Source organism: Tepidiforma bonchosmolovskayae (assembly GCF_008838325.1).
GTDB classification, from domain to species: domain Bacteria; phylum Chloroflexota; class Dehalococcoidia; order Tepidiformales; family Tepidiformaceae; genus Tepidiforma; species Tepidiforma bonchosmolovskayae.
In genome coordinates this window covers 259436-278510 of the sequence record NZ_CP042829.1, presented here as the reverse complement: position 1 = coordinate 278510, position 19075 = coordinate 259436, and the positions used below count along the sequence as shown (strand labels likewise).

Below are 19075 nucleotides of genomic sequence, written 5' to 3'. Positions count from 1 at the left end.
GGCCGCCCCCGGTAGCCAAAGCAAAAGGCCCCGGCCAGAATGGCCGGGGCCTCCTCGTCGGTGAAGGCGCTCCCGCCCGGGGTGCCCTCCCGTCTACGTGAGCTTCAGCGACAGCGTCTGCGCAAGGTCGAGGTGAATCCCCGGCCCCATTGTCGTCGTAAGCGTCGCGCTCCGGATGTACTGCCCCTTCGCCTCCTTCGGCTTGGCAGCATTCACCGCCTCGATCAGGGCAGCCATGTTCTCTTTCAGCTTGTGGTCCTCGAAGCTCACCTTGCCGAGCGGAACGTGAATGTTCGCGAGGCGGTCGAGCCGGAATTCGACGCGGCCCTGCTTCGCTTCCTGGACCGACCTCGCGATGTCCTCCGCGCCGACAACCGTCCCGGAGCGCGGGTTCGGCATGAGGCCGCGCGGGCCCAGGATGCGGCCCAGCCGGCCCACCTTGCCCATCATCTCGCGCGTGGCAATGGCCACGTCGAAATCGAGGAACCCGCCCTCGATCTGCTTGATGAGGTCATCGCTCCCGACATAGTCCGCACCGGCCTCGCGGGCGGCTGCGGCGGCCTCGCCTTCAGCGAAGACGAGCACGCGCATCACCTTGCCAAGCCCGTGCGGAAGCACCGTCGACCCGCGGATCTGCTGTTCCGCGTGCCGCGGGTCCAGTCCCGTCTTGATGTGGAGCTCCACCGTCTCGTCGAACCGCGCCGGGTGGATCTCCTTCGCCAGCGCAATTGCTTCGTCAACACCGTAGAACCGCGACTTGTCGACCCTGGCGGCGGCTTCGCGGTACCGCTTCCCATGCTTCGGCATTAGTCGACCACCTCGATCCCCATGCTCCGCGCCGTCCCTTCGATGATGCGCATCGCCTCTTCGACGGTGTTCGCATTCAGGTCCGGCAGCTTGGTCTCCGCAATCTTGCGGATGTCCTCGACGGTCACCCGGCCCACTTTGTTGAGCCGCGGGTTGCCGCTCCCCTTCTCGATGCCGGCCGCGCGCCGGAGCAGGTCGGCCGCCGGCGGCGTCTTCAGCACGAAGGTGAACGACCGGTCCTCATAGACCGTCAGCTGGGCCGGGATGATCAGCCCGATCTTGTCCTGCGTCCGAGCGTTGTACTCTTTGCAGAACTCCATGATGTTCACGCCGTGCTGGCCCAGCGCAGGGCCGACCGGCGGTGCCGGGTTCGCCTTCCCGGCGGGCAGCTGCAGTGTCAACACTGCCCGGACTTTCTTCGCCAATGGAGTCTCCTTGTGTCCAAGCGGCGCAGGTCGCGCCTCCACGAGTCCCGCCCCTGAAGAGCGGGCCAACTACCAAGTATCGCGCCGCCCCGCCTCTCGAACAATCACGGTCCCGCCGCCCGGCAGATCCTTCGCCCCCGGTAAAACCTTCGCCTCCGGTAAACCTCGATTTACCGGAAGGATGACTTCCCCGAACGGCCCCTGTGCGTATACTCCCCGAATCGCCCCTCCCTGTTGATGGAGTCGATGGGCTCCATCGAGGTGGGGCGACACCAGCAAGGGGGGAATTCACATCTCGATGTCCGATAACTACTGGACCAGAAAGCTGGCCCGCCAGGGCATTAGCCGGCGCCGTGTCCTCGGCGGCGCCGCAACCGCCGGCATCGGCGCGGCCGCCCTCGGCCTTGTCGGCTGCGGCGACGATGACGACGATACCGGCAGCGGCTCCTCGACCGCGCCCGCCGGTTCCGGGTCGCCCGCCGCGAGCCCCACGCCTGCAGCCCAGACCCCGCAAAAGGGTGGCGTTGCCCGCTTCGTCTCCGCCAACAACACCTGGGACACCTTCGACGTCGACCGCAGCCGCTTGTCGCCGGTCGCCTGGCTCATGGGCATGACCAACCTCGGCGTCACCCAGTGGAAGAGCTTCACCAAAGCCGAGCTCGAAGGCGGCCTCGCCGAGAAGTGGGAGCAGCCCGACCCCAATACCATCGTCTTTACCATCCGCCCCAACGTCTTCTGGCACGACAAGCCGCCCGTGAACGGCCGCCAGGCGAACGCCGAAGACGTCGCGTTCTTCATCAACCGCAACAAGAACGGCAAGCTCCTCGACGGCACCGAAGACCCAAACTTCTACCGCAAGTCGGCGTTCCGGAACGTCGACAAGGTCGAGGTCGTCGATGCACGGACCGTCCGGGTGACCTTCTCGAAGCCCGACCCCTTCTTCCTCACGACCCTCGCCGGCTCCTACGCCAAGGTCCAGGCCCCCGAAGCCGTCCGCGCCTTCGAAAAGGACTACGCCAACATGAAGCCCGAGCTCGTCATCGGGACCGGCGCCTTCGTCCTGAAGAAGTGGTCCGCTGAAGGCGACTCCGAATGGGTCCGGCACGAGAAGTTCCACGCCCAGGTCAACTGGGACGGTGTGAAGTGGCTCCCGCTCTTCACCGACCAGTCGGCCCAGCAGGCCGCCTTCGAGCAGAAGCAGCTCGATGCCTTCACCCCGACCCAGAACCAGGTCATCCAGGACCTCCTGAAGCGCTACGAAGGCAAGATCCACGAGGTCAAAATCTTCAGCGGCAACCCCCAGGCCGGCACCTACTACGGCGGGGCAGCGCCCTGGAACAACCCGAACCTCATCGGCGCCATCTTCCGCGCCTTCGACCGCCGCGCCCTCATCCAGTCCCTCCTCCAGGGTAAGGCCGTCCTCTCGGGCAACGTCCCGCCGACCCAGGCGGCGTTCGCGATCACCGAGAAGGAGCTCATCACCTACCCCGGCTACCTCGAGGACCGCGCCAAGGAAGAGTCCGAGGCCAAGAAGATGTGGGAAGCCGGCGGCGGTCCCGCGCTCGGGGACATCATCGTCGACATCCCCGACATCTGGGAGGGCGTCTACTCCGGCGGCGCCGCCCTCATCACGAACCAGCTCAAGAAGGTGCTGGGCAACAACTTCGTCGCCAAGATCGAGCCCTACGCCACCATCACCGGCAAGATCGTCAAGCAGGAGTACGGCAACGGGAAGAACAACATCTGGTTCGGCTGGATCACCGAGGTGTCCGACCCCGAGCCCACGCTCCTGAACTACCTCCAGTACAACTCCAGCCAGCCGCAGTTCCAGCAGTTCGGCGTCAAGATCGACAAGGTCGACCAGCTCACCGCCCAGGCCGTCGTTGAATTCGACATCGCCAAGCGCCAGGAGCTCTCGAAAGAGGTCATGCGCGAGCTCGTCAAGAACTACGGCGCCGGCATCCCCTACACCCTGGTCGCTGTGAACTCGTCCCTCCGCTGGAACTACCTCAAGTACCCGGAGGCCGTCGCCTTCGTCCAGCAGCACCAGTACGGCACCCAGTGGTGGTTCGACCAGAAGGACCCGACCTGGCAGGGCCGGCCGGCCTAGCAACTTGGTGCTCCGCTGCGGGCCGAGACGCGGTACAATCCGCGCTCGGCCCGCAGTGCACGTTCACAGGGAGATAGGAGAAGGGGGACACCGAGAGTGAGGACCTACATTCTTCGCCGGGTAGTGGTCAACATCCCGGTCATCTGGCTCGTCGCCACGCTCGTCTTCTTCGCTACGAGCGTGCTGCCCGGCGATTTCGTCGCCCAGCGCATCGCCGCCCAGGACCCGACCTCCACCGACCCGGCCCTCCGGCAGGCCCAGATCGACGCCGTCCGCAAGGACCTCGGCCTCGATAAGCCCGTCGTCCAGCGGTACTTCATCTACCTCGGGAACCTCCTCCGCGGCGACTTCGGCATCTCCTACCAGACGCGCGAGTCCGCCCTCCAGGGCATGAAGGAAGGCCTGCCGTATTCGCTCCAGCTCGCGCTCATGTCCCTGGTCATCTCCATCCTCACCTCCATCCCTATCGGCATCATCTCGGCCATCCGCCAGGACTCACTGATCGACTACGTCCTGCGCGTCTTCGCCATCCTCGTACTCGCCATGCCGAACTTCTGGATCGCCACGATGGCCCTCCTCTACGTGGTCCGCTGGAACCTCTGGGAGGTGCCCATCAGCTCGGCCCCGCTCCTCTGGGAAGACCCGGGGGCCAGTATGCGCCTCTTCATTATTCCTGCGGTTGTCGGCGGTCTCGCTTCCGGGGCGGGGGTCATGCGCCTCCTCCGCTCGCAGATGCTTGAAGTGCTCCGCCAGGACTACATCCGCACCGCCTGGGCAAAGGGCCTGCGTGAACGCGTCATCATCATCCGCCACGCCCTGAAGAACGCGCTCGTGCCGGTGGTCACCGTCCTGGGCCTCTCCTTTGCCGGCCTCCTGTCGGGCAACGTCGTGTTCGAAGACCTGTTCGCCATTCCCGGAGTAGGCCGGCGCATCCTCGCCGCTATCGTTGCCCGCGACGTGCCGGTCGTGCAGGCCTTCGTCCTCGTCATCGCTACCTTCATCGTCTTCGTGAATCTCGCGATCGACCTCCTCTACGGCGTGCTCGATCCGCGCATCCGGTACTCCTAAGGAGAAGCGCCATGGCCCAGGAACAGGCAATCCTCGATCGTCCCGGCACCCTTGGCGTGCCGCGCAGCCTCAGCGATCGCCCGGTGCTCGTCCGGGCGCTGGTCCACATTGGCCGCTTCTTCCGCTATAAGCCCCTCGGCGGCGTCGGCGTGGTCATCATCGGCCTCTGCGTCTTCGCCGCCATCTTCGCCGAAGCGGTCGACCGGTACGACCCCGAGGACATCTTTAAGGCCACGAACCCCGCCTACGACCCCGAGCTCGCCGAAAAGGCCCTCGTCGACCCGACCATCCGCCTCCAGTACCCGCCCGAAAAGTTTGAGAAGAGCGACCTCCCCATCCGGTTCGGCGGTCCCTCCTCCGCCCACTGGCTCGGCACTGACGGTCTCGGCCGCGACCTCTACTCGCGCATCGTCCACGGCTCGCGCACCGCGCTCTACGTCGGTCTCGGCGCAGCCCTCATCGCCACCATCAGCGGGACCATCGTCGGCCTCGCCAGCGCCTACTTCGGCGGCTTCGCCGACTTCTTCATCCAGCGCATCGTCGATACGCTCCAGGCCTTCCCGCCGCTCGTCCTCCTGCTCCTCTTCGGACAGGTCGTGGCCAACCCCACCCTCACCGTCAACACCATTGCGCTCGGCATTCTGGGTACCGCAAGTTCCGCCCGCGTCGTGCGGAGCGCCGTTCTCGCCGTCCGCGAAGAGGTCTACGTGCTCGCCGCCCGCACCATCGGCGCAAGCGACCTCCGCATCATGCTCCGCCACATCTTCCCCAACATCACCGCGCCCATCATCGTCACCTTCACGAGCTCCATCGGCATCTACATCCTCGTTGAGGCGACCCTCGCCTTCCTCGGCCTCGGCGACCCCACGCGCATCTCCTGGGGCAAGATGGTCGAAGAAGGCCGCCGCAACGGGCCGTCCGACCCCTGGATGGCCTTCATCGTCGGCATGGCGCTGACCTTCGTGGTGCTCGGGTTCAACCTAGCGGGCGATGCACTCCGCGACGTCCTCGACCCGCGCCTGCGCGGCCGCGGAGGGCGCGCAGGCTTCTAGCAGGCGCTGTCTCCCGGTGGCCTCTCCCCGGCGGCGGAAGCCGCGGCGCGCTCCCGGGTCACCGCAGGCTCTCCCTCCGCGGCGCCCGACCCTGGCGCGGTCGTACACGGCAGAAGCGAACCGCCCCGGCCGATTCGGCCGGGGCGGTGGTGCTGCGTTCTGGCGTCGGCAGCCCCCAGGGCTCCCACCGTTGTACCTTAGACGCGTTCCACCTGGAGGAAGTCCAGCTCGACCGGCGTCTCCCGGCCGAACATGTTCACGATCACCTTCACGCGGCCCTTCTCGGTGTTGATTTCATCGACCGTGCCGACGAAGTCTTCGAACGGGCCGTCAACGATGCGAACCGACTGCCCGGGCTGGAACGCCACCCGGACGCGCGGCTGCTCCATCCGCATCGCACGGAGGATATGGTTCACCTCGTCCTGCGACAGCGGCACCGGCCGCGTGCCTGAGCTCACAAACCCGGTCACCCCCGTCGTGTTCCGAATGAGGTGCCACACCGCGTCGGAGACGGGGTCGCCCTCCTTCAGCTCGATGGTCTGCACCAGGACATATCCGGGGTAGAGCTTCCGCTTCACGGTCCGCCGCTGGCCGTCGCGAATCTCAATCTCGTCTTCCGTGGGCACCACCACGTGGAAAATCTTGTCGCCGGCGTCCATCCGCTCCACGGTCGCCTTAATGGCATTGCGGACCTTGTTTTCGTGCCCGCTGTACGTGTGCACGAAGTACCACTTCCGCCCGGGCGCGTTGATCTCCTCGTCGGTGAGCTGCTCCTGCTCGAGCTCGTCCTCAGACTTGCGGCGCCGCGCCGGGCGCTTACTGGGCTGGTCGGGGCTGATGCCGGAGAGCGCGGTTATCGGCTTCTGTTCGTCGGTCATCGTTAGAAGAACAGCCTCTCGATGATCCAGCCGAAGAGCAGGTCCACCGCCCCCAGGAAGAGCCCCATCGCCACGGCGACGATTGCCACGACGATGGTCAGGTAGCGCGTCTCCTGGAAGGACGGCCAGGTCACCTTCCGCAGCTCGGCGATGATATCCGCCACGAACCGCGGCTGGAGCCGCTTAAGGAAGCCGAACGGGCTCCGCTTCGGCGCCTCGGGCCGCGCGATAGGCCCCGGCGTTGCCGGGGGCCGCGGCAGCGACGTCCGCGCAGGGCGCGGGCCTTCGGCTGGCTGGGAACCGTCCGGCGCTACGGTCGCCGCGCGCCGGCGTTGTGCTCGTGCCATTGGCGTTACCGCGTCTCCCGAAAGAGGACGTGCTTCCGCAGCCCCGGGTGGTACTTCTTGAGCTCAAGCCGGCCCGAATCGTTCCGGCGGTTCTTCTGGGTCGTGTACCGGTACACCGGCCCCTCCGTGCTCTGGAGGTGGATGATGATCCGGTCCCCCTTATTCTTCGCCATGTGGCTTCTCCCTCCTGCCCGAAGGCCCGCCCTCAGGCGAGGATCTTGGTGACGACGCCGGCGCCGACGGTGCGGCCGCCTTCGCGGATGGCGAAGCGGAGGCCGTCTTCGATGGCGACGGGCTGGATGAGTTCGACGGTCATGGTGATGTTGTCACCGGGCATGACCATTTCGACGCCCTCGGGGAGGTGGATGGTGCCGGTGACGTCGGTGGTGCGGACGTAGAACTGGGGCCGGTAGCCGTTGAAGAACGGGGTGTGGCGCCCGCCCTCTTCCTTGGAGAGGACGTACACCTGGGCCTCGAACTTCGTGTGCGGCTTGATGCTCCCCGGCTTGCAGAGCACCTGCCCGCGCTCCACCTCATCCCGCTCGATGCCGCGCAGGAGGCAGCCGACGTTGTCGCCCGCCTGGCCTTCGTCCAGCATCTTCTTGAACATCTCGACGCCCGTGACGGTCGTCTTCTTCGTCTCCCGCAGGCCGACGATCTCCACTTCGTCGCCGACCTTCACCACCCCGCGCTCGATCCGGCCGGTCACCACCGTGCCGCGCCCCTTGATGCCGAAAACGTCCTCGATCGGCATCAGGAACGGCTTATCGAGCGGCCGCACCGGCGTCGGGATGTAGTTGTCGACCGCATCCATCAGCTCCCAGATGCACTTGTACTCGGGCGCATTCGGGTCGGTCGAGGTCGACTCCAGCGCCTTCAGCGCCGAGCCGCGGATGATCGGCACTTCATCGCCCGGGAAGCCCTGCGAGGTCAGGAGCTCCCGCAGCTCCAGCTCGACCAGCTCGAGGAGCTCCGGGTCCTCCATCATGTCCACCTTGTTCAGGAAGACGACCAGCGCCGGCACTTCCACCTGCCGCGCCAGGAGGACGTGCTCCCGCGTCTGCGGCATCGGCCCCTCGGGCGCGGCCACCACCAGGATCGCCCCGTCCATCTGGGCCGCACCGGTGATCATGTTCTTGATGTAGTCCGCATGGCCCGGGCAGTCGACGTGCGCGTAGTGCCGCTTGTCCGTCTCGTACTCCACGTGCGCAATCGCAATCGTGATGCCGCGCGCACGTTCCTCCGGCGCATTGTCGATCGAGTCGAACGGCCGGTACTCCGCTTCCCCCTTCAGGGCGAGCACCTTCGTGATCGCCGCCGTCAACGACGTCTTCCCGTGGTCAACGTGCCCGATCGTCCCTACGTTGACGTGCGGTTTCGTCCTCTCAAATTTCGCCTTCGCCATGGGTTCCTTTTGCCCTCCGGGCCTGGTTTGGAACGGCGGCGCCGCCGCCGGGAATCCACACTGGAGCCCTCATCCGGGTTCGAACCGGAGACCTCGTTCTTACCAAGAACGCGCTCTGCCTGCTGAGCTATGAGGGCAGACACCCGGCGGTTGTGCCGCCGGTCGCAGGTTGCTGGTTGGTGGAGAGAGTAGGATTCGAACCTACGAAGCGCGAAGCGCGGCAGATTTACAGTCTGCTGCCATTAACCACTCGGCCATCTCTCCATGGCACCCCCGGCCGCTTGCGCCGCCGGGCCGTCTGTGTTGGAGCCCGAGAGGGGATTCGAACCCCTAACCGTCCGATTACAAATCGGATGCGCTGCCGTTGCGCCACCCGGGCGAATCCTCCCGGGAACCCCAGCGGATTCCAACACAAAAACGATCCGCCGCAGCGGATCAAGCTCTAAGTATGATGCCGCCGCCGGCCATTGGCAAGCCTTCCCTCCGGTTCCCGGTCCGGCTTGCAGCTTTAGTATACCCGGTGTACAAACCGACTGCAGGCAGCTCCTCCCGCAGGGTGCTCGTTGTCATCGCTTCTCCCCGCCATCCAGCTCTTCCACTACCGCTGGTCGGTGCCGACCGTCGCGCGGCTCTACCGCGATGGGCCCCAGCGGGTCGCCCGGCTCCAGGAAGCCTTCAACGCAGCGCGCGATACCCTCGCCGATACGATCCGCCGGCTGGAGCTGGCTGGCGTCCTCTGCCGCGAACCCGCGCCCCGCGGCGCTATCTGCTCGCTCACGCCGGCCGGGCAGGCCGTCGGCGCCTCCTGCATCGAAGCAGTTGAGGCCGTCGTCGCCATGGACCTCGTCCAGCTTGCCCTGAAGAAGTGGCCGATGCTCGTCCTCGTTGCAGCCGGGCGCGGCGCATCCCGCTTCAACCAGCTGCGGGCCGAACTCCCCGGCATTACCCCCCGGGCGCTCACGCTCGCGCTGAAAGACCTCCAGGCCGCCGGCCTCATCGAGCGCACCGTTGAACACACCTACCCGCCATCCTCGCTCTACCGGCTCACGCCTCGCGGACTCGAACTCTTTCCGGTTATGGACCGGCTGTGCCGGGCCGCAGAAGCCGCTGTCGCGCTGTAGCACCCATCGTGCTCCGGCTGGTATCCTCCACCGCCCATGAAGCGGCCGCTCCTCCTCACCGTCGCCGCCTGGGCTGTGGGAGCTGCCGTACTCCGCCTGACGCTCCTCGCGCCGCAGCACTGCCCACCGGTCACCCCCGCCGAAGCGTTCGAGTCGGCCCGGGCCGCCGCAGCCTGGATCGAGGCGAACCAGTACCCCGACGGCTCGTACGTGTACGAATACTCTCTCGCCGAAAACACCGACCTTTTCGGCTACAACGTCGTCCGCCATGCAGGCGTCACGATGTCCCTCTACCAGCTCGCCGCGGCAGGTGACCCCTCCGTCCTGCCTGCTGCCGACCGCGGCCTCGGCTGGATGCTCCGCAACCTCTACCGCCACGCCGACTGGGCCGGCCTCCGGGACCCGGCCGGCGGCAGCGTTCCCCTTGGCGCTACCGCGCTCATGCTGGCCGCCCTGGCGCAGCGCCGCATCGCCACCGCGGATCCCGGCTACGATGCCCTCATGCGCGACCTCGCCCGTGGGATGCTCGCCCTCCAGCTCCCCGACGGCGCTTTTCTCAACCGCTGGGACCCCGGCACCCTCCAGCCGGTCCCGGGAGAGCGCTCGAAGTACGCCACCGGCGAAGCATTCTGGGCGCTCACGCTGATGCACCGGCTGTTCCCCGGCGAAGGATGGGATGCGGCCGCCCGCCGCACGGCCCGCTACCTCGCCGAAGACCGCGACCGCGTCGAAGGCCTCGAATTCCCGCCCTGGGCCGACCAGTGGGCCGCCTACGGCTTCGGCGAAATGGCGTCCTGGGGCCTCGCCGAATCGGAGATTCGCTACCTGGAATCGCTCGCAGCCCGGTTCGGCCTCCTCGTGCGCGCTGAATCGGCCCGCCGCGACACCGCCCTCTCCCGCCTCCTCCATGGCCGGCAGGCGCGCGCCGCCGGCATGGGAACCTGGGGCGAAGGCCTCGCCGGCCTTCGCCAGGCCGCCGACGCCGACCCGCGCCTCGCCCGCCTCCGTCCCGCCATCGACGAACGCCTCGCCTGCGTCGCCGGGATGCTCCGCGACCGCCAGGTGGCCGGCACTCGCGCCGCGGCAGCGCCCAACTCCGTCCGCGCGACGGGCGCCTGGTTCACCGAAGGCGTCACCCGCATGGACGACCAGCAGCACGCGCTCTCAGCGCTCCTCCTCGCATCCCTGGTTCTCTCCGGCAAGGATCCGCCATGACTCCCTTTGTCGCTGTGATTGCAATTGTCGCCGCCCTGAATCCCTTCGCCGCAGCCGCGCGCCTTGGCGGCGAAAGCCCCGCGCCCCGCCAGCTCATCGCTGCCGGCGCCCTTTCCGCCGCCTGCTACGCCCTCGCTGCCGCCTTCGCCGACAGCATCCTCGATGCGCTGTCCGTCGAACCGGAGTCGTTTCTGGTCGCAGCCGCGGTCGTCATCGCCGCCTCCGGCGCAGCCACGATCGCGTTCGGCCCCCTCCGTCTCCCGTTCGACCCCGCCTCCCGTTTCGCCGACCTTGTGCCCCTCACCGTGCCGGTCCTGCTCGGCCCCGCAGGCCTGGCTGCCGTCCTCGTCATTGCTGCGCGAGAGAGCGCCGGCTGGGCAATCGCCGGGGCGCTCGCCGCAGTCGGTGGCGCCCTTGCACTCGCCGCGGCACGCTTCGGCGCAGCAGGTCAGCTCGCCGACGGACTCGCGCGCCTCGCGGCGGGGCTCGCGGTGGTCATCGCTGCCGGGTTCGCTGTCGACGGCGTTCGCTCGATCTAGGCTCCGGACCCGGCGCCCGGCGCCGCTCCCCGCAGCCCGATTTCGCCGCAACCTGCTCGCCTCGGTACACTCGGTGCAGACCACGTCACCCCACCACCGGAGCACGACCGATGGCAGGCCATTCGAAGTGGGCGCAGATCAAGCGCCAGAAGGGCGCCAACGACCAGAAGCGGGGCGCCCTCTTCACCAAGCTCACCCGCGAAATCATGCAGGCGGCCAGGCAGGGCGGCCCCGACCCGGCCGCGAACTTCAAGCTGCGGCTCGCGGTCCAGCGCGCCCGCGCCGCCAACATGCCGAACGACAACATCGAACGCGCCATCGCCAGGGCCACCGGCAGCGCGAGCGAAGACCAGCTCGACGAGATCACCTACGAGGGCTACGGCCCCGGCGGTATCGCCATCCTCGTCTCTGCCCTCACCGATAACCGCAACCGCACCGTCTCCGAGGTCCGCCACCAGTTCAGCCGGGCCGGCGGCAGCCTCGGCGAAACCGGCTCCGTCGCCTGGCAGTTCGAACCCCGCGGCATCATCACCATCCCGCTCGAAGGCCGCGACCCCGATGAGGTCGCACTCCAGGCAATCGACGCCGGCGCCGAAGACGTCGACGTCCAGGGCGATGTCATCGAGGTCCGTACCGACCCCGCTGCCCTCGAATCCGTCCGCAGGCAGCTCGAGGCCGCCGGCTACCAGGTCGAAAACGCCGACTTCGCCATGATCCCAAAGACGACCATCGAGCTCGACGAGAAAACGGCGCACCAGGCACTCCGCCTCATCGAAGCCCTCGAGGACCTCGAGGACGTCCAGCGCGTCTACTCCAACGCCGACTTCAGCGACGAAGCCATCGCCTCCTACGCCGGGTGATGCGGGCTCGGCTCAGTCGACCACCCGCATGAGAATCACCGCTGCGTAGAGCGTCGCGAACAGCGCGAGCGCATTCACGGTCCGTGCCATCGAACTGTGCCCTCCTGCACAGGGAAACGCCCGCAGCTGACCGAAGGTTCCTGGCGGCACAGAGAAATCGGGGAATGCCCCTGGGCGCTCCCCGGAGTCGGGCCGCCGTTCCTACCTGCCCTGCTGCGCCTTTTCCCGTCCCGGGATCGGCTGAAGCTTCGCAGCGCACCCGAATACCCGCCCGAAGTGGAAGACGAACGCCTCCGCCACGTCGTCAAGCGCTACCTGGCGGCCGACCTCTGCCGCCATGGTCGTCATCTCGACGTCGTTCATCCCGCAGGGGTTGATCAGCTCGAAATGCCCGAGGTCGGTATCCACATTCAGCGCGATCCCGTGCATCGTGACCCAGCCCCGGACATTGAGCCCGACCGACGCAATCTTCCGGCCTTCGACCCAGACGCCCCGGCCGCGCTCCGACCGTTCGCCCCTGAGGCCCCAGTCCGCCAGCACGCCGATGACGGTCTCCTCGAGCCCGCTCACGTACTCGGTGACGCCCATCCCCCAGCCCTTCAGCGCGATGATGCCGTACGCCACCAGCTGCCCCGGCCCGTGGTACGTGATGTCCCCGCCGCGCTCGGTCGGCACAATCTCGATGCCGTACTGCCGCACCACCTCCTCCGCCACGCGGAGGCTCGGCACCGGGTGGCTCCGGCCGAGCGTAAACACCGGCCGGTGTTCGGTCAGCAGCAGCGTATCCACCCCGGACCCCGCCCTGCGGGCGGCCTGGAGCCGCTGCTGGAGCCGGTGCACTTCCCCATAGCTGGTCGTCCCGAGGTGGTAGACCGCCACGCTGCGTCCCGGTGGGTCTGCGGTTGCCACGGTTCTCCTACCCCCAGAGCCGGTACGGGTTTTCCACCAGTGAGCGTACCCGAGCAAGGACACGTCCGGCGTCTCCTTCCCCGAAGAGCATGCTGTCGTAGCGCATGGTGATGGTCCCCTGCCCCTCAGGGCCGGCGCCGAGCCCGAACGCCAGCCGCCCGCCCGAAAGTCGCGGTTCCAGCCGCTCGACACCCAGCGGCATCAACGAGACCACCACCCACTCCGCCCGCTCAAAGGAGCCCCCGCCGTCGGCCCGCGCCTGCACCATCCGTCGGAACTCCTCGTCAAGCGGGTTCTCGACCGCGAACGACCGGTCCGCATTCGGCTCCACCACCACCACGCCGGCGGGCCCGGCGTTGAGCCCCGCCTCGGCAAGCGCACGTGCAATCGCGCGGACGGCCAGGTCCTCGACCGTCGGCTTCGGCCCGAACGGGTGCCACTCGTCGGCGAGCGCTGCCGCCGCCTCGCGCGCACGCGCCCACGAAACGCACACGTGGGCGCTGAGCACCTCTGCGGTCGCGGCGGCCTCCTCGGCAATCCGCGCAAACCGGCTGGCAGGCTCCGGCGGCATCCCGTCCTCCTCCCGCCCTGTCGATGCCTCGGCATCGGCCCGCGCGGTCGCTTCTTCCTCTTCCCAGAGCGGCAGGCCGGGGATCGCCCCGCCCGGTTCTGCGAGCGGCTCGGCGCGCCCGTCTGCTTCTGTCTCACTCCGCGCGCCACGCGCCGGGAACGGCACCACCACGGCCGCCGGCTCGGTCTCGGCCGTGCCTCCTCGCCCTGCCGCGGCGGCCATCCGGTCCGCCCCCGGCGATGCTGGCGCATGCTCGAACGGCGCTGCGACCCGGCCGGCAGGCGGGGGCGGCGCCTCGACCGCCGCCGTTGCACGCGCCTCCAGCGCCCGCAGCTCCTCGTCCGGCGGAAGCCCTTCGCCCCGGGAGACGATCACCCCGAGGATGGTGCCCTTCCGCTCGATACTCCCGGCCGGCCGGCGGTGCCGCAGCACCCCGGCGCCCTCGGCCTCGATGTCGAAGGCGATGAAGTCGCATTCCAGCCTGCAGACCGGCTCGCCTGGCGCAACCTCCGCGCCGTCCGGCCGATACCACTCCGCGACCAGCCCGCCGACCATCTCGCGTCCAAGGTCTGGAACAGCCACGAGCGCGACCACAGGGCACTCCCGGGGGCTCAACCTCCCGCATGCTGCGGACCCCCTGTGTTCAGGATCGGCCGCTCCCGCACCGCCGCCTACGTGCGCCGGCCGCCGCGCTGCTGCCGGTGTCGTGACGATGTTGTTGCCGTCCGGTTGCGCATTCCCTACCGCTCGGGGCCGTCAGGTCCGCCCTCTTCCCCGCCATCAGCCCGGCGCCCCAGCTTCCCGGTCCCGCCGGCGACCGCCGCACCGGCCAGCGCCACTACGCCAATGACGACCAGGCCTTCCCGACCGGCGAGGAGCCCGGCACCGACGGATACCGCGCCGAGCACCCCGAGCACCACCGGCCCCAGCCTCCCGAACCGCGGCCCCCGGGTCACCCGCCCCCGCCGTCAGCCGGGCGGCCGGTCTGGCTGCGGCTCCGCGGCGGACTCGATAGTGCGGAAGTCCTCATCCCTGAGCGGCTGAAGCTCGCCCCGCCGGTACGACTCATAGACCTTGAACAGCACCTCTTTGTGCGGGCGGACCCGTCCAATCGGGCAGGCCTCCCACGCCTCGTACTCCTCGTCGCAGTAGCCGAGCCGCCGCTCCCCGCACTTCGGCTGGAGCATCCGCCCCAGCACCGGCTCGACCTTCATCACCTCGGCCCGCATAAGGGCCGCAACCTTGCGGAACTCCCACTGTGCCCGGGTGCAGAGCCGCAGGTCGCAGATGTGCAGCAGCGACTGCAGATTGACCGTCACCTTGAAGTTCGTGTTCGTCGCATTAGGCAGGAGAAACCGGGCATCCTCGGCGGGCACCCCGGCGGCGACCATCCGCTCGTACAGCGCACCCGCTTCTTCGAACAGCCGCTCCATCTCGCCGGCCAGCCCGGCCTTTTCAACCGTCTCCGGCACGGTGTAGGGGAACCGGCCGCCCTTGTAGGTCACGTACCGCTGCGACTGCTGTTCGAAGCTGATGCCCACGCGGTGGCGGACAAACTGGTGCGAGAACGCCCGGCTCACACCCGAGATGGCGAATTCGAACCATACCTGTTCGAGCGGCGAGGTGTGCCCGGTCTTCAGCCGCTCCTCGACAAACGCGAGCATCGTCTCCCTCGAAATCCGCTCGTCGGCGATGCGCGCGGCCACCTGCTGCGGCGTCAGCGACGAGTAGCACGTCCGGTACGCCATGTACAGCGACCGGATCGGGTCGGGACTGTGCGAGAGGAGCGTGACGGCAATCGCCATGGTTGCACACGCATCGTGCGGCAGGCCGCGCCCCGGCGGAAGCCGTTATCGTCGGGTGGGACGCTTCGTCGCAAACAGAATAGCAAAAGCAGATAAAAGCGCCCGTGAGCTCCCCGTTTCGAGCGGCCGGTCAGATCGCAAAATTCAGCTTGAGGCCCCTCGTCGGCCAGGTATCGAACACGCCCAGCCGCCCGGTCGAGCTCAGGGTCACGTACAGCGACGTCAGGTTCGGGGCGAAACACGCGTTCGTCGTCAGCAGGTCGGGGCAAGGGAAATGCCGCACCGTTGACCCATCGGGCGAAAACATCGTCAGCCCGCCGTTCAGGATCGTCGCCACGATCACATTGCCCTCCGCGTCGACGCACATCGAGTCGCAGAACGAGTAGCCGAACGGTGGCGCACCCGGCACCGTCCCAATCACCCGGCCGTTCGCCACCTGCCCCGGCGCCTGCACGTCGTACGCCCACACCCGCCCCGTCGGCGTCTCGGCCACGTACAGCGTCTTCTCGTCGGGGCTCAGCCCGATGCCGTTCGGCCCTTCCATCGGAAAGATAATTTCCCGGATGAACTTCCCGTCCGGCGAGGCGTAGTACACGCCGGTCCGGTCCTTCTCGCGGGGCCGGTTCTTCCCAAGGTCGGTGAAGTAGAAGTTCCCCTCCCGGTCGAAGACGAGGTCGTTCGGCCCCTTGAGCGGGATGCCGTTGCACTCGGTGTACAACGTGCTCACCTCGCCGGCGAGCGTCACCCGCTGGATCGCCCCGCCCGTGTAGTCCGCGGGCTGCTCCCCGGGGAAGAGCCCCATCGAGCCGTCCGGCAGCGGCCGGCGGTGCCACTGGAAGCCGCCGTTTTGCGTGACGTACAGCGCACCGTCGGGGCCGAGTGCGGCGCCATTCGGCCCGCCGCCGGTCACGGCCAGCACCTCGACCGTCCCGTTCGGCTTGACACGGCTCAGCCGCCCCGCCGCAATCTCCGTCACGATGACGTCGCCGTTCGACAGCGCCACCGGCCCTTCGGGGAATTCAAGGCCGGTCGCCACAATCCGAGGCTCCACGCATGCACCCTCCGTCGAGATGGCCGCATCCTACGCCGCCCCCGGTGAACACTGCCAGCCCGCGCTGCCGCCCGCCCTTGCTGCCTGCCGCGCGTGCCGCCGCTGCCCCGGCGTCGTCCCGGGCTCGGCCGTCCTCGACCTCCCCGGCGGGCCGAGGCCCGTCCTCTTCGTCGGCGAGGCCCCCGGGCGGCTGGGTGCGGCCCGCAGCGGGCGGCCCTTCGTCGGAGATGTCGCCGGCGCCCGCTTCGCTGCCCTCCTCGCGGCATCCGGCCTCGACCCATCCGGCGTCGCCGTTACGAACGCGGTCCTCTGCCTCCCGCTGGATTCGCGCGGCCGCAACCGCCGGCCTTCAGCCGGCGAAATCCGCGCCTGCGCATCCTGGCTGGCGACAGCCATCGACCACGTCCGCCCTGCGGTCATTGTCCCGCTCGGAACCACCGCGCTCGCGGCGCTCGAACAGCTCCGGCCCCACGGTGCGCGGCTCCGCGACGCTGTGGCCCGCCCGCGCGACTGGGGTGGCCTGGTGCTCTTCCCGCTGTACCACCCGGGCGCCCGCGCGGCGATCCACCGCCCCCTCGAGCGGCAGCTCGACGACTGGCGCACCCTCGGCGACTTCGTCCGCTCGCTTGCCGCTGCCGATATCGAACATTCCCGTTGACAGCGGTGACATCGAAAAATTACGATAACACCATCCTTCTCTGGAGGCACCCCGTGTCCACACCCGGCCCCGACGAAATCCGCGAACAGGTCGCACGCGCCTACGCCAGCCGCGTCCTGCCCGTCCTCCAGCGCGCCGAGACGGTCGAGGAGCTCCCGCTCGTCGATTCCGCCTCCTGCTGCTCCCCCGCTGCCCCCGCCGAGAATTCCTGCTGCGGCGAGGAAAGCCTCGCCCAGGATGACGTCGTCATCTCCCGCATCGCCGACCTCTACAGGAACGCCGACATCTCCGACCTGCCGGCAACGGTCACCGATGTCGCCTTCGGCTGCGGCAATCCGACTGCTATCGCCGCCCTCGAACCCGGCCAGGTCGTGCTCGACCTCGGGTCCGGCGGCGGCATCGACTGCTTCCTCGCGGCGAAGATGGTCGGCCCCGCCGGCCGCGTCATCGGCGTTGACATGACCCCCGAGATGATTCGCCTCGCCCGCAAGAACGCCGAGAAGGTCGGGGCGTCCAACGTTGAGTTCCGCCTCGGTGAAATCGAAAACCTCCCGGTCGCCGACGAGTCGGTCGATGTCATCATCTCCAACTGCGTCATCAACCTCTCGCCCGATAAACCCCGGGTCTTCCGCGAAGCCTTCCGCGTTTTGAAGCCCGGCGGCCGCCTCCAGGTCTCGGACATCGTCTGGACCCGCCCCGTCCCGGAGGAGATCCGCTCCGATATGGAAAAGTGGGCCGGCTGCATCGCCGGGGCGCTGCTCGAATCGGAGTACCTCGACCACATCCGTGCCGCCGGCTTCGTCGACGTCGCCTCCGTGGCCACCGAGTACCCCGGCGGCAAAGGCATCGCCTCCGCGGCGGTTACCGCACGCAAGCCCGCAGCGTCCGAAGACGGGTGCGGCTGCGGCATCTGCTGACCTTCCGGCACGCACCCGGGATGGCACGCGGCCGCTCCCCCACGGGAGCGGTCGCGCTGTCGTTCCCGGGACCCGGCGGAGTGCCTACCCCACCACCCCGCGGCTGCGGAGGTCGGCGATCTGCTCGGCCGTGAAACCGAGCCCGCCGAGGATTTCGTCCGTGTGCTGCCCGATGAGCGGCGCCGTCGAACGCGGCATCCCGGGCGTATCGCTCAGCTTCGGCGCAACGCCGATCTGTTTCACCTTCCCGACGGGCGAGTCCAGCTCGATGACCATCCCCCGGGCGAGGTTGTGCTCGTTGGTTACCACGTTCTCCATCTCGAGCACCGGCGCCGCGCAGATGTCGTACTGCGACATAATCGCCATCCACTCGTCGGCCGTCTTCGTCGCGAAGATCCCCGCGAACCGCTCGATCATCTCGGGCCACTTCGGCTGGTCGAACTGGTGCGGCAGCAGGTCCTCGGTCCCGAGCACGCGGCAAAGGTTCTCCCAGAAGTGCGGTTCAATGCTCCCGATCGAAAACCACCGTCCGTCGCTGCACCGGTACGTGTTGTAGAACGGCGCTGCGCCGTTCAGGAGGTATTCGCCCGGCCGGATCGGCTGCCCCGTCGAGAAGTAGTGGCTGAAGGCGCTCGTCATCAGCGACAGCACCCCGTCACTCATGCCCACGTCGATGTACTGGCCGCGGCCGGTCTTCTCCCGCGCGATAATCGCCAGGCAGATGGCGAACGCGGCGGTCAGGCCGCCTCCGGCGAAGTCCGCCAGCAGGTTCACCGGGATCGCCGGGGGCTGCCCCGGCCGCCCCGTCACCCCAAGCGCCCCGCCAATCGCGATGTAGTTAATGTCGTGCCCGACCAGGTTCGCGTACGGCCCCGTCTGGCCGAACCCCGAAATTGAGCAGCAGATGATCCGCGGGTTGATCGCCGACAGCGTGTCGTAGTCGACCCCAAGCCGCTTCACCACCCCGGGCCGAAACCCCTCGATCACCACATCCGCGCCTTCGACCATGCGGTAGAAGATCTTTCGCGCCTCCTCTTCCTTCAGGTTCAGCGCGATCGATTTCTTCCCGCGCCCGAGGGCATTGAACGCCGCCGCGCGCTCCGCAGCCTCGCTCCGCCGAACTCCCGTCGTGCCGAGCTTCGCTGAAGCGCCGGGCACGGCCTCCACCAGCGTCACGTCCGCGCCAAAATCCGCCAGCAGCATCGAACAATGCGGGCCCGGCGCCAGCCGGGAAAGGTCCAGCACCTTGATGCCGTCGAGTGCCATCACCATGGGTCGTTTGTCTCCTGCAGGGGCGAAAGCTGTGCCGGTAGCATGCTGGCGCCGGCCCGCCCGCG

General features: G+C 68.2%; 21 protein-coding genes and 3 tRNA genes. 9 read left to right on the top strand and 15 right to left on the bottom strand.

All coding sequences use genetic code 11. From position 1 onward, the window contains the following. Nucleotides 1-93: 93 nt before the first annotated feature. Both rplA and rplK read right to left on the bottom strand, forming a co-directional pair. Complete coding sequence (rplA, locus tag Tbon_RS01430) at nucleotides 94-807, bottom strand: 50S ribosomal protein L1 (RefSeq protein ID WP_158065956.1); 714 nt, start codon at nucleotides 805-807, stop codon at nucleotides 94-96. Then, nucleotides 807-1232: a 50S ribosomal protein L11 gene (rplK, locus tag Tbon_RS01425; RefSeq protein ID WP_158065955.1), complete on the bottom strand. Its 426-nt coding sequence runs from the start codon at nucleotides 1230-1232 to the stop codon at nucleotides 807-809. The genes rplA and rplK overlap by 1 nt, the downstream gene beginning before the upstream one ends. A 298-nt stretch (nucleotides 1233-1530) precedes the next feature. Between rplK and Tbon_RS01420 the strand changes: the two genes are divergently transcribed. From Tbon_RS01420 to Tbon_RS01410, 3 genes are all read left to right on the top strand, one after another. Then, nucleotides 1531-3342 (top strand): ABC transporter substrate-binding protein, encoded by a 1812-nt coding sequence (locus tag Tbon_RS01420; protein WP_158065954.1) that lies wholly within the window; start codon nucleotides 1531-1533, stop codon nucleotides 3340-3342. Between the two features lie 96 nt (nucleotides 3343-3438). Then, entirely contained in the window at nucleotides 3439-4410 is a 972-nt protein-coding gene (locus tag Tbon_RS01415; protein ID WP_158065953.1) for an ABC transporter permease, read from the top strand. 11 nt (nucleotides 4411-4421) lie between these two features. After that, a complete protein-coding gene (locus Tbon_RS01410; RefSeq protein WP_158065952.1) occupies nucleotides 4422-5462 on the top strand; it encodes an ABC transporter permease in 1041 nt (346 codons plus the stop codon). Nucleotides 5463-5659: 197 nt separating this feature from the next. Here the strand turns inward: Tbon_RS01410 and nusG are convergent, their stop codons facing one another. The 7 genes from nusG to Tbon_RS01375 form a co-directional block, all read right to left on the bottom strand. After that, nucleotides 5660-6214 (bottom strand): transcription termination/antitermination protein NusG, encoded by a 555-nt coding sequence (gene nusG / locus Tbon_RS01405; protein WP_374761741.1) that lies wholly within the window; start codon nucleotides 6212-6214, stop codon nucleotides 5660-5662. 128 nt (nucleotides 6215-6342) lie between these two features. After that, nucleotides 6343-6687 carry a preprotein translocase subunit SecE gene (gene secE / locus Tbon_RS01400; protein ID WP_158065950.1) on the bottom strand — a complete coding sequence of 115 codons (345 nt, stop codon included), beginning with the start codon at nucleotides 6685-6687 and terminating at the stop codon, nucleotides 6343-6345. Nucleotides 6688-6692: 5 nt separating this feature from the next. Beyond that, nucleotides 6693-6860, bottom strand: coding sequence for a 50S ribosomal protein L33 (rpmG, locus tag Tbon_RS01395; RefSeq protein ID WP_098503691.1), 168 nt, complete (start codon nucleotides 6858-6860; stop codon nucleotides 6693-6695). 32 nt (nucleotides 6861-6892) lie between these two features. Continuing rightward, a complete protein-coding gene (gene tuf / locus Tbon_RS01390; RefSeq protein ID WP_158065949.1) occupies nucleotides 6893-8092 on the bottom strand; it encodes an elongation factor Tu in 1200 nt (399 codons plus the stop codon). A gap of 61 nt (nucleotides 8093-8153) precedes the next feature. Further along, nucleotides 8154-8229: transfer RNA gene (locus Tbon_RS01385), tRNA-Thr, on the bottom strand. Nucleotides 8230-8269: 40 nt separating this feature from the next. After that, nucleotides 8270-8356: transfer RNA gene (locus Tbon_RS01380), tRNA-Tyr, on the bottom strand. Between the two features lie 40 nt (nucleotides 8357-8396). Next, nucleotides 8397-8471, bottom strand: a tRNA-Thr gene (locus Tbon_RS01375). Nucleotides 8472-8655: 184 nt separating this feature from the next. On the opposite strand from Tbon_RS01375, the gene Tbon_RS01370 reads away from it, so the two are divergent. The 4 genes from Tbon_RS01370 to Tbon_RS01355 all read left to right on the top strand — a co-directional run bounded on the left by Tbon_RS01370 (nucleotide 8656) and on the right by Tbon_RS01355 (nucleotide 11827). Beyond that, nucleotides 8656-9213, top strand: coding sequence for a winged helix-turn-helix transcriptional regulator (locus Tbon_RS01370; RefSeq protein ID WP_158065948.1), 558 nt, complete (start codon nucleotides 8656-8658; stop codon nucleotides 9211-9213). A 36-nt stretch (nucleotides 9214-9249) separates the two neighbouring features. Beyond that, nucleotides 9250-10428 (top strand): hypothetical protein, encoded by a 1179-nt coding sequence (locus tag Tbon_RS01365; RefSeq protein WP_158065947.1) that lies wholly within the window; start codon nucleotides 9250-9252, stop codon nucleotides 10426-10428. Next, nucleotides 10425-10967 (top strand): hypothetical protein, encoded by a 543-nt coding sequence (locus Tbon_RS01360; RefSeq protein WP_158065946.1) that lies wholly within the window; start codon nucleotides 10425-10427, stop codon nucleotides 10965-10967. Before Tbon_RS01365 ends, Tbon_RS01360 begins: the two co-directional genes overlap by 4 nt. A gap of 110 nt (nucleotides 10968-11077) precedes the next feature. Next, nucleotides 11078-11827 carry a YebC/PmpR family DNA-binding transcriptional regulator gene (locus Tbon_RS01355; protein ID WP_158065945.1) on the top strand — a complete coding sequence of 250 codons (750 nt, stop codon included), beginning with the start codon at nucleotides 11078-11080 and terminating at the stop codon, nucleotides 11825-11827. A gap of 201 nt (nucleotides 11828-12028) precedes the next feature. Here Tbon_RS01355 and lipB read toward each other — a convergent pair whose 3' ends face one another. The 5 genes from lipB to Tbon_RS01330 form a co-directional block, all read right to left on the bottom strand. Next, a complete protein-coding gene (gene lipB, locus Tbon_RS01350; protein ID WP_192498046.1) occupies nucleotides 12029-12736 on the bottom strand; it encodes a lipoyl(octanoyl) transferase LipB in 708 nt (235 codons plus the stop codon). Nucleotides 12737-12743: 7 nt separating this feature from the next. Then, nucleotides 12744-13901 (bottom strand): lipoyl domain-containing protein, encoded by a 1158-nt coding sequence (locus tag Tbon_RS01345; protein WP_158065943.1) that lies wholly within the window; start codon nucleotides 13899-13901, stop codon nucleotides 12744-12746. A gap of 146 nt (nucleotides 13902-14047) precedes the next feature. Next, nucleotides 14048-14227, bottom strand: coding sequence for a hypothetical protein (locus Tbon_RS01340; RefSeq protein ID WP_192498045.1), 180 nt, complete (start codon nucleotides 14225-14227; stop codon nucleotides 14048-14050). A 48-nt stretch (nucleotides 14228-14275) separates the two neighbouring features. Then, entirely contained in the window at nucleotides 14276-15112 is an 837-nt protein-coding gene (thyX, locus tag Tbon_RS01335; RefSeq protein WP_158065941.1) for an FAD-dependent thymidylate synthase, read from the bottom strand. A 130-nt stretch (nucleotides 15113-15242) separates the two neighbouring features. Further along, complete coding sequence (locus tag Tbon_RS01330) at nucleotides 15243-16163, bottom strand: SMP-30/gluconolactonase/LRE family protein (protein WP_158065940.1); 921 nt, start codon at nucleotides 16161-16163, stop codon at nucleotides 15243-15245. Nucleotides 16164-16182: 19 nt separating this feature from the next. Here Tbon_RS01330 and Tbon_RS01325 point away from each other — a divergent pair, with 19 nt between their 5' ends. Together Tbon_RS01325 and arsM are read left to right on the top strand one after the other, a co-directional pair. After that, on the top strand, nucleotides 16183-16821 hold the full coding sequence (locus Tbon_RS01325; protein WP_192498044.1) for a uracil-DNA glycosylase: 639 nt from the start codon (nucleotides 16183-16185) through the stop codon (nucleotides 16819-16821). Nucleotides 16822-16874: 53 nt separating this feature from the next. Beyond that, entirely contained in the window at nucleotides 16875-17738 is an 864-nt protein-coding gene (arsM, locus tag Tbon_RS01320) for an arsenite methyltransferase (protein ID WP_225734664.1), read from the top strand. Nucleotides 17739-17822: 84 nt separating this feature from the next. Here the strand turns inward: arsM and Tbon_RS01315 are convergent, their stop codons facing one another. Beyond that, nucleotides 17823-19010 (bottom strand): CaiB/BaiF CoA transferase family protein, encoded by a 1188-nt coding sequence (locus Tbon_RS01315; protein WP_158065938.1) that lies wholly within the window; start codon nucleotides 19008-19010, stop codon nucleotides 17823-17825. Between the last annotated feature and the right edge of the window lie 65 nt (nucleotides 19011-19075).